At 36.7% G+C, this 14,476-nt stretch carries 10 protein-coding genes; 7 read left to right on the top strand and 3 right to left on the bottom strand.

Going from position 1 to position 14,476, the window contains the following annotated elements; translation table 11 throughout:
- The first annotated feature begins 325 nt into the window (after positions 1–325).
- The 6 genes from serC (at position 326) to argC (ending at position 7,440) form a co-directional block, all read left to right on the top strand.
- Entirely contained in the window at positions 326–1,408 is a 1,083-nt protein-coding gene (gene serC / locus P0N36_RS02020) for a 3-phosphoserine/phosphohydroxythreonine transaminase (RefSeq protein WP_275841120.1), read from the top strand.
- A gap of 17 nt (positions 1,409–1,425) precedes the next feature.
- On the top strand, positions 1,426–2,589 hold the full coding sequence (locus tag P0N36_RS02015) for a phosphoglycerate dehydrogenase (RefSeq protein WP_275841119.1): 1,164 nt from the start codon (positions 1,426–1,428) through the stop codon (positions 2,587–2,589).
- Positions 2,590–2,691: 102 nt separating this feature from the next.
- On the top strand, positions 2,692–3,936 hold the full coding sequence (locus P0N36_RS02010) for a DUF1015 domain-containing protein (protein ID WP_275841117.1): 1,245 nt from the start codon (positions 2,692–2,694) through the stop codon (positions 3,934–3,936).
- 402 nt (positions 3,937–4,338) lie between these two features.
- On the top strand, positions 4,339–5,274 hold the full coding sequence (hflK, locus tag P0N36_RS02005) for an FtsH protease activity modulator HflK (RefSeq protein WP_275841116.1): 936 nt from the start codon (positions 4,339–4,341) through the stop codon (positions 5,272–5,274).
- 1 nt (position 5,275) lies between these two features.
- Positions 5,276–6,295, top strand: coding sequence for a protease modulator HflC (gene hflC, locus P0N36_RS02000; RefSeq protein ID WP_275841114.1), 1,020 nt, complete (start codon positions 5,276–5,278; stop codon positions 6,293–6,295).
- 191 nt (positions 6,296–6,486) lie between these two features.
- Positions 6,487–7,440, top strand: a complete 954-nt coding sequence (argC, locus tag P0N36_RS01995) for an N-acetyl-gamma-glutamyl-phosphate reductase (protein ID WP_275841113.1) — start codon at positions 6,487–6,489, stop codon at positions 7,438–7,440.
- 38 nt (positions 7,441–7,478) lie between these two features.
- Here argC and P0N36_RS01990 read toward each other — a convergent pair whose 3' ends face one another.
- Positions 7,479–8,651, bottom strand: coding sequence for an MFS transporter (locus tag P0N36_RS01990; RefSeq protein WP_275841111.1), 1,173 nt, complete (start codon positions 8,649–8,651; stop codon positions 7,479–7,481).
- Positions 8,652–8,948: 297 nt separating this feature from the next.
- Here P0N36_RS01990 and glgB point away from each other — a divergent pair, with 297 nt between their 5' ends.
- Positions 8,949–11,135, top strand: coding sequence for a 1,4-alpha-glucan branching protein GlgB (gene glgB / locus P0N36_RS01985; RefSeq protein WP_275841110.1), 2,187 nt, complete (start codon positions 8,949–8,951; stop codon positions 11,133–11,135).
- 161 nt (positions 11,136–11,296) lie between these two features.
- Here glgB and P0N36_RS01980 read toward each other — a convergent pair whose 3' ends face one another.
- Together P0N36_RS01980 and P0N36_RS01975 are read right to left on the bottom strand one after the other, a co-directional pair.
- Positions 11,297–13,783, bottom strand: a complete 2,487-nt coding sequence (locus P0N36_RS01980; protein WP_275841107.1) for an FAD-dependent oxidoreductase — start codon at positions 13,781–13,783, stop codon at positions 11,297–11,299.
- A gap of 138 nt (positions 13,784–13,921) precedes the next feature.
- Positions 13,922–14,368 carry a nucleoside-diphosphate kinase gene (locus P0N36_RS01975; protein WP_275841106.1) on the bottom strand — a complete coding sequence of 149 codons (447 nt, stop codon included), beginning with the start codon at positions 14,366–14,368 and terminating at the stop codon, positions 13,922–13,924.
- Positions 14,369–14,476 lie beyond the last annotated feature (108 nt).

Below are 14,476 nucleotides of genomic sequence, written 5' to 3'. Positions count from 1 at the left end.
GTTGAAAAAGAATGGTGACGTTCTATACTGGACAATGATAACATGAGATTTAAAGCAAATGTATTTTTATATAAAATCCAGTGATATATTAAATGAAAACACTTAATATGACAACATATTAACGATTAATGTAAGCAAGACAACTACTTATGTCCACGATTCAAAGACACACGATGTAGATGCATCGATTTTTTTAGTTGACTAAAAATATATCTTGTTATATTATATATTTAATGATTTAACACGGTGAAATGAAGCTGTGAATATGTTAAATTATTATCGTAACTTAATTTAATGTAGATTTTTAGAAATAGGAGTGAGAAACGTGGAAAGACTATATAATTTTTCAGCAGGTCCATCCGTATTACCAGAAGAAGTTTTAGAACAAGCCGCATCAGAAATGTTGAACTATGAGGATTCAGGCATGTCCGTAATGGAAATGAGCCATAGATCGTCCGTATATGAAAATATTGTAAGTGAAGCAGAAGCCTCTTTGCGTCAACTCATGAATATTCCAGATAATTATAAAGTGTTGTTTCTTCAAGGTGGCGCATCCACTCAATTTGCCATGGTGCCACTAAATCTCATGGTCAACTCAAAAAAAGCAGACTTTGTTAATACAGGCGCATGGTCGAAAAAGGCCATTTCAGAAGCGAAAAAATTCGGTCAAGTTAATGTGTTGGCCTCATCAGAAGAAGCAACTTTCAACTATATTCCTAAACTGGATCCAAGTACTTTTACTAAGGATGCTGATTACTTTCACATTACAACCAACAACACCATCTATGGAACAGTATTTAAGAATCTGCCGGACACAGGTGATGTGCCATTGGTAGCAGACATGTCCTCCAATATATTATCAGAAGTAATAGATGTTAGTAAGTTTGGCCTTATTTATGCAGGTGCTCAAAAGAATATGGGACCTGCAGGTGTAACCGTCGTCATTATACGGGAAGATCTAATTGGAAAAGCGGAAGCTTCAGTACCATCTATGCTTCAATACAGTGTGCATGCTGAGAATGGTTCAATGTATAACACACCACCTACATATAGTATTTATATGGCTGGACTGGTATTCAAATGGCTTATAAAGTTAGGTGGTATAGAGGCCATAGAAAAAATAAACAACCTTAAGGCATCAATGATCTATAATTTATTAGATAGCAGCGACTTTTTCAAAGGAACAGTTGTTAAAGAAGATCGTTCACTCATGAACATACCATTTCTGACACCTTCAAAGGAATTGGATGCAATTTTTATTAAGGAAGCAGAGAAAAATGGCTTTGTTAATCTAAAGGGTCACAGAAGTGTAGGTGGAATGCGTGCTAGTATTTATAACGCTATGCCTGTTGTAGGAGTACAAGCTCTCGTGGATTTCATGAAAGAATTTGAAGCAACATACAAATAGGTTCATAGGAGGATTAGATGTATAATATTAAGACTTTAAATAAAATAGATCAAGAAGGATTAGATATTTTTACAAGTGAATACCAAATTGTTGAAGAAGGCGATGTAGATGCAATTGTTTTGAGAAGCTTTAAGATGCATGATTACCCACTGGATACGAAGCTACAAGCTATTGCTAGAGCCGGTGCCGGAACCAACAATGTACCAGTTGATAAATGTGCTGAAAAAGGGATTGTCGTATTTAATACGCCAGGTGCTAATGCAAATGGCGTAAAAGAATTGGTAGTGGCCGGTCTATTATTAGCATCAAGAAATATTGTGGGTGCCATAGAGTGGGCCAAGACATTGGTAGACGAAGGCGATGAGATTCCTAAATTAGTAGAAGCCGGTAAATCTAATTTTGCAGGACCGGAGATAAAAGGAAAAACTTTAGGTATTATCGGACTGGGTGCAATTGGTGTTTTAACAGCCAATGCGGCAAGTGGTTTGGGTATGAAAGTCATTGGATATGATCCTTTCTTATCCGTTGGACATGCTTTAAAGTTATCTAGAAGTGTTTCTACAGTTAAAACAATTGAAGAAATCTACTCGAAATCAGATTATATATCTGTTCATGTACCACTTGTAGAGGCAACAAAAGGTATGATTAATGAGGATAGCATTGCCTTAATGGAAAATGGTGTTAAGATTCTTAATTTCTCAAGAGCAGAATTGGTAGATGATGATGCTATGTCAAAAGCCTTAGAAAGCGGTAAAGTTAGCAATTATGTTACCGATTTTCCCAATGCGCATAGTATCAAAATGAAAAATGTTATTGCAATACCACATCTTGGAGCTTCAACGCCGGAATCAGAAACCAATTGCGCTATTATGGCTGTTAGTCAGGTTATGGAATACCTTGAAAATGGAAACATCATCAATTCAGTGAATTATCCAGATTGCGATATGGGTGTTTGCCCGGTTGCCAGCAGGATTGCTGTTAACCATAAGAATATCCCCAATATGGTTAGTCAAATCACAAGTATACTAGCTGACCATAATATTAATATTGCAGATATGATCAATAAGAGTCGTGGAGATTGGGCATATACCATGCTGGATATTGAAAATGAAGCTACAAAAGAAATCGTCACAGCCCTAGGGAAGATTGACGGTGTTGTAAAAGTTAGAATAATTAAATAAATGGTTAAAGCGTCAAAACTGTATACCATAAATCATAAAGGGCTAGATTAGAAATGATCTGGCCCTTTCTAGAATAAGCAAGGAAAGAAAAGGAGGCAGAACATGTCAATCATTAAACCATTTATGGCGGTTAGACCTGCCATAGACCTCGTTAAAGAAGTAGCGGCTTTGCCATACGATGTCTATAATTCAAAAGAAGCCAGAGCAATTGTAGAAAAAAATCCTCGTTCTTTTTTGGCAATTGATCGTGCAGAAACCTTTTTTGATGAATCCGTAGATAGTCATAGTGAGCAAATCTATAAGAAAGCCCACGATGTTTTGTATGCATGGATTGAAGACGGAACTTTTGTTCAAGACGATAAAAACACCTTATATTTGTATGAACTGGTTATGAATGGTCGTAGCCAAATTGGTATTGTTAGTTGTACATCCGTTGATGAGTATCTGGATAATAAAATTAAGAAGCATGAGAAGACCAGAGCAGATAAGGAAGCGGATCGAATCCATCATGTGGATTATTGTAATGCAAACACAGGTCCGATTTTTCTGACTTATAAATCGAATGATGCGGTTAATGCATTGGTTGAAGCATGGAAAACTCACAACAAACCAATATACGATTTCGTGGCAGAAGATGGCATTGTACATAGAGTGTGGTCTGTAGATGATGATCTAACAATAACGTCCCTTAGGGAAGCGTTTGAGGCTATTGAGACGCTCTACATAGCAGATGGGCATCATCGAGCTGCATCGGCTGTGAAAGTCGCTCAAATGCGAAGAGAAGCCAATCCGGGCTATACAGGGGATGAAGCCTTTAATTATTTCTTGTCTGTATCATTTCCAGATGAACAACTATGTATAATGGATTATAATCGAGTGGTGAAAGACCTTAATGGCTTAACGGAATCTGAATTTTTTGAAGCAATAAAGAAGCAGTTTGAGATTGTTGAAACCAGTAAAGAGCCTATTAGGCCAAGGGAAAAGGCTATGTTTGCCATGACTTTAGATGATATATGGTATCTACTAAAAGCCAAAGAGAACAGCTACAACCATGAGGACCCAGTATTAAGCCTAGATGTATCGATACTACAGTTAAACCTTCTTTCTAAGGTACTAGGTATAGGAGATCCACGTATCGATCAGCGTATTGACTTTGTTGGTGGCATAAGAGGTCTAGAAGAGCTTGCACGAAGGACCAAATCGGATATGAAAATTGGTTTTGCAATGTATCCCACAAGTATAGAAGAATTAATGGCAATAGCAGATGCCGATCAGTTAATGCCGCCCAAATCGACCTGGTTTGAGCCAAAACTTAGAAGTGGATTGTTTATACATTTATTAGAATAATGGTTAAAGTGTCAAACTAAGTTTCTCTAAAAAGCATAAGACATATTGTTTACTTTGATACATTCATAACTATATGTTTTAAGTAATAGTTCAACCCTATAGTTTTGACATGATCACTTATTATTTAATCATCAAGGAACCTTTTATAAAAGAACTATAAAAAGGTTTCTTTTTTTTATTGTATTTTAATAAAAGAAACCACTATTTATGTTATAGTTAGTAAGATAATGAGAAAGTATTTTCTGAGTGAAGAATTTTCTTATGATATAAGATATAAGTAAATTATATTTACCTTATGATGTAAGTGTGATATACTATATCTGTACTGATAAAGAATGAAGCTTTTCATGAAAAATCAGTATAACCACAAGAGAAAGTAAGAAATTATAAAAGGAGGATTATATGAAATCGAGTAAAATCATACTAGCTATTATAGCAGTGGTCATTGTTGTTATGGTTCTAGTAAGTAGTGTTTATATGCTGGATAATGCAGAAGCAGCGGTGGTTGAGAGACTGGGTAAACTTCATCGTGTTGAAACGAAGGCGGGTCTTAATTTTAAGGTGCCTTTAATCGACAATCTGTATATCGTCAACACCAATGAGATTAACTCTCTTCAATACGGTTACCGATCAGAAACAGCACCAACGACCACAGACGCAGCCACTTATAGAAATGTTGAAAATGAGGCTATTGTTTTGACCAGCGGTTCTTATTTAATTGATCTTGGCGCGGTTATTCAATACAGAATCACAGATCCGGCAGCCTATATTTATGAGGTTGATGATGTAGAAGGCACCGTTAGATTGGCTTTTGAGAGTGTTTTAAGAAGTAACATTCAGAACCAACTATTGGATGAGGCGCTTATTAACAAGGACAGTATTGCACAGGAGATCATGCCGGACCTAGCTCGGAAGATCAACAGTTATAATGTAGGTATCACCATTACAGAAGTTCGTTTGACAGATGTTCTATTGCCAAAAGATGTTCAATTTGCCTATGATGATGTCAATATAGCGAGTAATGAAAAAGATGCACTACGAAGCCAGGCGACCCGTTATTCTAATGAAATGTTACCAAAAGCAAGAGCTGATGCTTATCAGATGATTCAAGGTGCTGAAGCTTATAAGGCTGAAAAAGTGGCTCAAGCACGGGGTGATGTTGAAAACTTTAATCAGGTTTATGAGCGTTATGCTGTAGCAAAAGACATCACCAGAACAAGACTATATATAGAAACCATGGAAAAAGTGCTTTCTTCAGTAGATCAGAAATTTGTGATTGATCTAGATAACGATAATGTACTTAAGTTCTTACCTTTAGATGTGAGAGGAGGCGAATAATATGGATCCTAATCAAAACGAACCTCAATTTAATGCGAAAGCAGAATTTGATAAAAATATGGAACGTGCCAAAAAAGAAATGAAAAAAAATATGCGTTATGGCATCTTAGGTGTTGTTGTTATTCTAGCCATTATTTTCTTAAGCAATTCCTTTTACATTGTAAGAGAAGATGAAGTGGCAACCGTTAGACAACTTGGAGAAATAACACGTATAGTTGTAGATGAGACCAATATAGAGGCACAGCTACAAAATGATTTAGACCCCAGGTTTAAAGACGTAATAATCGACAATCAAAAAGGTCTGAAATTTAAGATTCCTTTTATAACAACAGTAGAAAAAAATACAAGTAAGCTTTTGACTTATTTTTCTAACACGGCCAACATCAACACCCAAGATAAGATCAAATATGACATAAATATGTATGCTCAGTGGCGTATAACCCATCCGGGTATATTTAGAACATCACTAGGTACGGTAACAAGAGCCAATTCAAAAATAGATGAAATCACTTATGCGGTGGTCATTGACCGTATTAACCGACTTAATAGCTTAGACTTCCTTGCCAATAAAGATGCTTTATATGACATACTTGAATCGGCAAGACAGGAACTGAATGTGAACTTGGCGAACCAAGGTATTATGCTTATCGATATTGATGTCTATAGAACAATACTACCACCGTCAAACATAGCATCCACATATGAAAAGATGGTACAAGAAAGAGCGGCGATTGCACAGCAAATTCGTTCAGAAGGGCTTGAGTTCTATCAGAACACAGTGGCAGATACAGATAGAAATGTTGCCGAGATCAATGCTGGTGCCATTCAGGAAACAGAAACCATTAAAGGTTTAGCAGATTCAGAAGCCTTAGAAATCTACGCCAGTGGGTTTAGTAAAGATCCTGAGTTCTATGAATTTTGGAGAACGTTACGATCCTATGAAAGGGTCATAGATGCGGACACGGTTATTTACTTAGATCGCAACAACAGTTATCTGGAGTACTTTTCAGGCGGACAATAAATAATTTAGAGGCTCATCATTTGAGTCTCTTTTTTATTTTCTACAAGGACCGTTCAGAAATATGAGCAGAGTAAGTCCAACGAATCAAAAACATATGAGAAATTATAGAATAAGGTTGTTCTTTGGCAACTTAAGATGTATAATTATAAACAAATAAAGTATAATATACAAAAAGATTGAAAGGAAATATAATGAAAAAAATATTTGTAGATGGTTTAACAGGTACAACCGGTCTTCTTATTCATGAAAGACTGAGTCATTACGATCAAATAGAGATACTCAAAATTGATGAACATCAAAAAAAGAACTTGAATGAAAAAAAGAAGTTCCTCAATGCAGCGGATATTGTTTTTCTTTGCTTACCGGACCAAGCGGCTAAAGAATCCGTTGCTTTGATTGATAATCCAAATACGAAAGTCATTGATGCAAGTACAGCTCATAGAATCCATAAAGATTGGGCATATGGTATTCCGGAGTTGTCTAAGGACCATAGGAATAGAATCATGTCATCATCAAGGGTAGCCAATCCCGGATGCCATGCATCAGCATTTGCATTGGCAATATATCCTTTGGTCAAAGCTGGAATTTTGGGAAACGATTACCCCATTTCATTGCACACACTGACGGGTTATAGTGGGGGTGGAAAAGAACTTATATCAAAGTACGAGGATTCTAGTGAATTCAATCCCTATCTCAGAGGGCCTAGACATTATAGACTTGGTCTAGATCACAAACACCTTCCTGAAATGAAAATCCAGACCGGTTTGAGTGAAGAACCTTTATTTAATCCAATTGTAGGCAACTTTTATAAAGGTCTGGTAGCAACCATTCCAATAAAAATGTCTTTAATGAAAATAAAAAAAACAGGAAGAGAGATTCAACAATTCTTAGCTGACTACTATAAAGACGCCTATTTTGTTAGGGTTAACCCTTATGATTTGAAAGATAATTTATTTGAGGGTGGTTTTGATGTGACCGGTTCTAATGACACAAACTATTGTGACTTGTTTGTGTTTAGTAACGAGGAGAAGGGGACCATGGTCCTTATGTCGAGACTGGATAACTTAGGCAAAGGTGCCTCAGGTGCTGCCCTGCAGAATATGAACATTATGCTGGGTCTTGATGAATGGACGCATTTAATATAGCCTTACACTTTAATAAAATATTTACTATTTGGAAGAGTCTACGGAGTTAGACTTTTTCTTTTTTTGAAATCATTCATTAAGAGCAAACCAATGTAAACAAGAGCAATAAATGCAATTAAGTTCATAATGTCATAGAAGCGCTCTATTCCATAATCGTCAATTAAAAAACCACCTAAAAGACTAGCGACAATAGAAGAAAGACCAAAAGTAACACCGGCAGCAATGGTCTGAGCACTTGCTAAAAGTCGGGTTGGTGTAATCTTAACCACATAGAGTTTGAAGGACGCCAAAAACAGACTAAATCCAATTCCTTGTAAAATAGCTGTCAGTATGGCTTGGGTGGGTGTGATAGCAATGGTGAGTAAATACACCCTTAAAAAAGTAATAAAGCCAACAATAAAAAAGATTTTTAGAGGTGCAATCTTAGAAATAATTTTACGAGCATAGATAAATCCAATAATTTCTGTAAAAGCAGCAAATGCAGCAGAAATACCAATATGTGAGGCGTTACCGCCAATATTCTTAAAGATATAGATATAGAAATTGTTAACACCCATATGGGTGATAAACAACAACATACTGTAGACTAAAATGGCCATATAAGCTTTATTTTTAAGTAAAGACTTTACATATATTTTTTCTTTTGTATGCGGTTCTTTGATGGTGTCCGTCTTAGTGAAAAAGGCCATAACCCAAAGAAAACCGGCTGTAATGACATAAGCATAAACGATAATATCATAGCCATATTTTATAACAAAGCCACCAAAGAATAAGGTCATAATAGCAAATCCGAAGGAAGCCCCTGCGCGCATAAATCCATATAGGCTTGAATCCAGTCCTTTGGTAGATAGAATCCAACTGTCAAGAAGGGATTCAAGGGGCAACCAAACAAAGCCGATGAGGGACATCACCATAATCATTGGGAACAAATGCTTTGCAGCAAACCCAAAACCAATGACAAAAAGAATTAACATGAATAAGGCTCCTAAAAATACATACTTAATTTTTGAAGTTTTATCACTGATGTATCCAAGTACATATTGGCCCAAAACACCAAAAATCGTAGATAGTATAATGGTGAGTGCAATAAGTTTACTACTGTATCCCAAATCTTCAAGGTAAGCAATATAAAAAAGACCAAAAGTTCCCCAGGAAAACCACAATAAAAATTGGATAATGGTGAAATTGATTTGAATTCTATGAGTATGCATGATCAATCCTTTCTTTGCACTATAGGATATGCTATTTTTCAAAATGCATTCAGACAACATACATCATATAACTACTAAGACTAAGTTGCAAGTGTATTTTTAGTAAAAGTGACATCGAAACAAGAAAATCTGCATCAAAGGTAAGAGATAGGTTAACCGCATAAATTATTATGTAAAACTATGGTGTATGCCTTGTCAATACTAGGGTATAGTGATAAACTGTTACTAGAGTTGTAATTCGTATAGGGAAGATGATACCGCTTGATAAAAGACAAATAAAGGAAAAGGGTGTTCAATATGGAGAAATATATAAATGAGATAGAAATGTCGGAAATACTGGGAACAGAACATAGAGACCCCCATCATTTTTTGGGAATGCATCAGCAAGATGGTATTTATTACATTAATGCTTATAAACCATCCGCATTTAAAATGGAGGTTCTTGATTTAACCCATCATCAACAAATAAAAATGACAAATATCAAAGATACCGGAATATTCACAGCGGTTGTAGGGGATCAACCGATCGACTATAAGTTAAAAATAGTTGAAGGCTCAGGATATGAATGGGAAACCTACGATGCTTATGCTTTCGAACCTGTAATTCAAGAATTAGATATGTACTTATTTGGTAATGGAACCCATTATGAGATATACAAAAAATTAGGCGCACATCTTATGACCATCAATGGCATCTCAGGTGTACATTTTGCTGTATGGGCACCTAATGCTAAAAGGGTAAGTGTTATTGGAGATTTTTGTGGTTGGGATGGTCGTGTATACCCACTTAGAAATGTAAATAATTCGGGTATATATGAAATATTCATTCCCGGTTTGTTGGAAAATGAGAAGTATAAATTTGAAATAAAAACACAGGAAAATTATATACTGGAGAAATCAGACCCTTATGCGAACTATGCTGAGTTTCGTCCTAATACTGCATCCGTGGTGACAAACTTAGAAGGTTATGAATGGCAGGATGGTGAATACAAAGAGCGAATGATGTCTAAGGATGTCCTAAATCAGCCCATCGCGATTTATGAGGTGCATCTTGGATCATGGAAAAAGTCAGAAGGCGAGCCAGGCTATATGAATTACAGAGATATAGCAGAAGACTTAATTGGTTATGTAAAAGAAATGGGTTATACGCATATTGAATTAATGCCGATAGCAGAGCATCCATTCGATGGTTCATGGGGATATCAGGTAACGGGTTATTTCGCGCCCACCTCCAGATTTGGAACACCCAAGGACTTTATGTACTTTGTGGATCGATGTCATCAGAATGATATTGGTGTCATATTAGATTGGGTACCGGCACATTTCCCTAAAGATGCTCATGGTTTAGTGGATTTCGACGGAACGGCTTTATATGAGCATGAAGACCCCAGAAAAGGTGAGCATCCACACTGGGGGACTATGATTTTCAACTATGGCCGAAATGAAGTTAATAACTTTTTAATTGCCAATGCATTTTATTGGATTAATGAATATCATATTGACGGATTAAGGGTAGATGCCGTCGCTTCCATGCTATACCTTGATTATGGAAAGGATTATGGTGAATGGATTCCTAATCCCCATGGCGGTAGAGAAAATTATGACGCAATTGACTTTTTCAAGCATCTCAATTCCATACTTTATAAAGACCATCCGGATTTGCTTATGATAGCAGAGGAATCCACTTCATGGCCAGGCGTGTCAAGACCAACAAATTATGGAGGTCTTGGTTTTGGTCTAAAATGGAACATGGGTTGGATGAATGATTTCTTACGGTACTTATCATTTGATCCAATTCATAGACAATACCATCATAATGATTTAACATTTAGTATGGTGTATGCTTTTACTGAAAATTTTGCATTGGTACTTTCACATGATGAAGTTGTTCATGGAAAAGGCTCCATGATTAATAAGATGCCCGGTGATTATTGGCAAAAATTTGCTAATCTAAGAGCTGCCTATGGATACATGTACGTGCATCCCGGTAAAAAACTGATGTTTATGGGCTGTGAGTTTGCTCAGTTTGATGAATGGAGTGAAAACAAGAGTCTAGATTGGCATTTGTTAGGATTTGAAAAACATCAGCAAATGCAACAGTATGTGAAAGACTTAAACCGTCTGTATTTAGAGGAGAGAGCATTGTGGTTCGATGATTTTACCAGCGAAGGTTTTGAATGGATTAATTGTATGGATTATGCCGCAAGCATAATTTCGCTAGTAAGAAAAAGTGATCAAATCGATGAGACCCTCATTGCGGTAGTGAACTTTACGCCGGTGCCAAGAACACTACATAAGATTGGGGTGCCATATAAAGGTTATTATGAAGAGATTTTCAATTCGGATGACTTTAAGTATGGTGGAAGTGGTATTACCAACACAGGTATGTTAACCAGCTTTGATGAACGATATGATGAACGAGATCAGACTCTAAGCATCAAAGTACCGCCACTTGGCATGTCAGTAATCAAATATAAGGGATAAACAAAAATGCTCCTATTTAAATATGGGAGCATTTTTCTAGCACTAAATAATCTTCGACTTGGAATTGTGTTATTAAAACAGACTGAAGAGGATAATACAATTTTCTATGATCAGTCAGAAATATGAAAATAGTATAGATACTTAAGGTTAACCATATTTTACTAAATAAACAAATTGTGGTTGGATTCTTCTGTAGCTCCAAGGTAAGCGGCAACACCACCATACTCAACACCATCAATTAATTCTTCTGCTTTGATGCCCATGATGTCCATGGACATAGTACAAGCCACAAACTTAACGCCGGAAGACATTGCAGAAGCGATTAGTTCATCCATTGTATTTACATTTTTTGAGGACATAACATGGTGCATAAGAGAAGTCCCAAGTCCACCCATGTTCATTTTACTTAGCTTTAATTTATGCGTACCCCTTGGCATCATTTTGCCAAACATATTATCAATAAGTGATTTTTTGACCGGAACCTTGTCGTGTTTTCTGAGAATATTTAAGCCCCAGAAGGTGAAGAACAATGTAACATCTTTACCCATTGCTGCGGCACCATTGGCGATGATCATAGAGGCTAAGGCTTTATCAAGATCGCCACTGAAGATAACCATAGTACTGCCGTTTCCACCAGATGACCCTGATTTATTTGATTTTGTGCCACCCTTTGCCACATATGCGACATAGATTTTATCTTCTTTATCGGATTTTATAAAAGTGTTACCTGTTTTTTTGCACCAAGCCTTTACATCAACGATAAATCCCGGATCGGTAGCGGTAACCTTAAGTATATCCCCATCGGTGAGTTCGGTGATTGATTGATTCAGTTTCATGATAGGACCGGGGCACTGAAGACCACATGCATCCAATGGTATTGCGTCACTTAATTTTGAGCTGGTCACGGTTGTATTGATATTTTTTTCAGGTGCACCATCATCATTTAAGGGTTGATCTTTAAAGTCAATGATACAGTTAGGATTGGTGTAGTCTTTACCAAAATACTTGTATAGATTATAACCACCGATTAAGTTTTTAACTTTGTAACCGGCTTGTTGAAGAATTCTGGAAGCGATGTAACCACGTAAGCCAACAGCACAATATACGACGATGGTTTTATCTTTTGAAAGCATATGCATTTGATCCCGAAGATCATTGATTGGAATATGTAGAGCACCATCAATGGTACCAAGGTCAACTTCAATAGTTTCACGAACATCTAATAAGATATTTTGATTCAGGTCAAGTTTATCTATATCTCTCCACAAGAAAACATCCTGGTCTTTGTTGAGTATGTTCTCTGCTGCATACCCAATCATATTAACGGGATCTTTTGCAGATGAGTAAGGTGGTGCATAAGCAAGTTCTAGCCTTTGTAAGTCATAGACGGTAGCACCAAAACGCATAACACTGGCTATGACATCGATGCGTTTTTCTATACCATCAACCCCAACATTTTGTGCACCTAGTATTTTGCCGTCCAAATCAAAAATAACCTTGAGGGTCATAGGGAAACTACCGGGATAATAACCGGCATGTGACTTAGGTTGTATGATGGTCATCAAATAATCATGTCCGTATTTTTTGCCGGCACCTATGAGTGACTTTTCATTAATGCCTGTTGTCGCTACAGTTAAGTCGAATATTTTAGCCACACTGGTACCTTGACTACCTTCATAAATGGCGTCACGACCACATATGTTATCCGCAACAATACGACCTTGTTTATTAGCAGGTCCGGCCAAAGGAATCATGGTCTTGCCATGGGTAACATAATCATCCACTTCAATAACGTCACCTAAAGCATATATTGATGGCTGAGAAGTACGAAGATGTTGATCGACAACAATACCACCTCTTGAATTGACTTCTAAACCAGCGGCTTTGGCAAGTTCACTATTTGGTGAGATGCCAATACTTAGAATGACCATGTCGGCTTCTATCTGGGTACCATCTTGTAAGGAAATAGTTGTGATGCCTTTATCATAATGGAAGTCTTTAACACCATTTTTTAAGTATAGATGAACACCCATAGAAGATAAATGGCTATGAACCAATTGAGCCAGCTCAAAGTCCAGTGGCGCCATAACTTGGTCAGCCATTTCGACAAGTGTAACTTCAATACCTAGATCATGAAGGTTTTCAACCATTTCTATACCGATGAAGCCACCGCCTATGACCGTTGCTTTCTTAATATCATGTTCAGTTACATAAGATTTGATTCTATCGGTGTCTGGTATGTTCCACAATGAAAAGATATTGTTGCTCTTAATGCCGGGAATAGGCGGCTTAATAGGGGTGGAACCGGTGGAAAGAACGAGCTCATCATAAGATTCTTCATACTTTGTTGACGTTTTGATATCCAAAACGGTCACGGTTTTTCTTACGGGATCAATAGCGATGACTTCGTTTTCTGTTCGGATGTCAATTTTAAACCGTGTTTGCATAGCCTCAGGGGTTTGAACCATGAGATCATCTCTATCTTTAATGGTACCGCCGATATAGTAGGGTAAACCACAATTGGCATAGGAGATATAGGCGCCTCTTTCAAAAATGATAATTTGTACATTTTCATCCAAGCGTCTAAGACGCGCAGCAGTTGTTGCACCGCCTGCAACACCGCCAACAATTAGAACTTTTTTATTCATAAGTGACCTCTTTTCTTTGATTGACAAATGTTTAACTAATAAGCATAAATCATTTAAATCATATATTATAATAATATAATATTACAAGCAGAATATCTTGTCAAGTTATATTGCTATTTATTTACCATGAAGTATTCATTAATATAAAGTGGCTTTAAACCATAAGTTTTTTTCTTTATTATAGGCATCTTGACTATCACTGGCATGAACCAAATTCATACTGGGTAGAGAAGGGTCTAACACTGGGATACCATAATCGTGTCTTATTGTACCGGGTTTAGCACGATCAGGACGATAATGACCAATAAGTTCTCTTGCAATGGTGATGCCATCATCAGAATCATGGCCTAAAATCATAGGTATAGTTGGTTTGCCAACAAAGGCAGTCTTTAACCAATCCTTAAATCCTTCACCTTCTCTTAAGATGACTTCTTTATAATGTTCTTTAATTAATCTGTAATCGACAACACGATAATGAATGTGCTCGATTTGAAAGCCGGCTTTCAAAAAGCGACCGGTAATTTGATCGACGAGACCTCTCTCAAGAGCATCCGGTTTTAGAATGATAAATGTTTTTGAACTCATCTTGCTGCCTCCTAATCCTTGACATAGTATGTGTTTTTTTAATTGTAACACTTTTAGGTATGAATTCAAAGATGGTTATCGTAAAACTTAAATGGTTTTTATTTGAGA

It is taken from the genome of Petrocella sp. FN5 (assembly GCF_029210395.1).
Lineage (GTDB): Bacteria > Bacillota > Clostridia > Lachnospirales > Vallitaleaceae > Petrocella.
The sequence above is the reverse complement of the archived record's forward strand: the minus strand, read 5'-3'. Positions and strand labels throughout refer to the sequence as shown.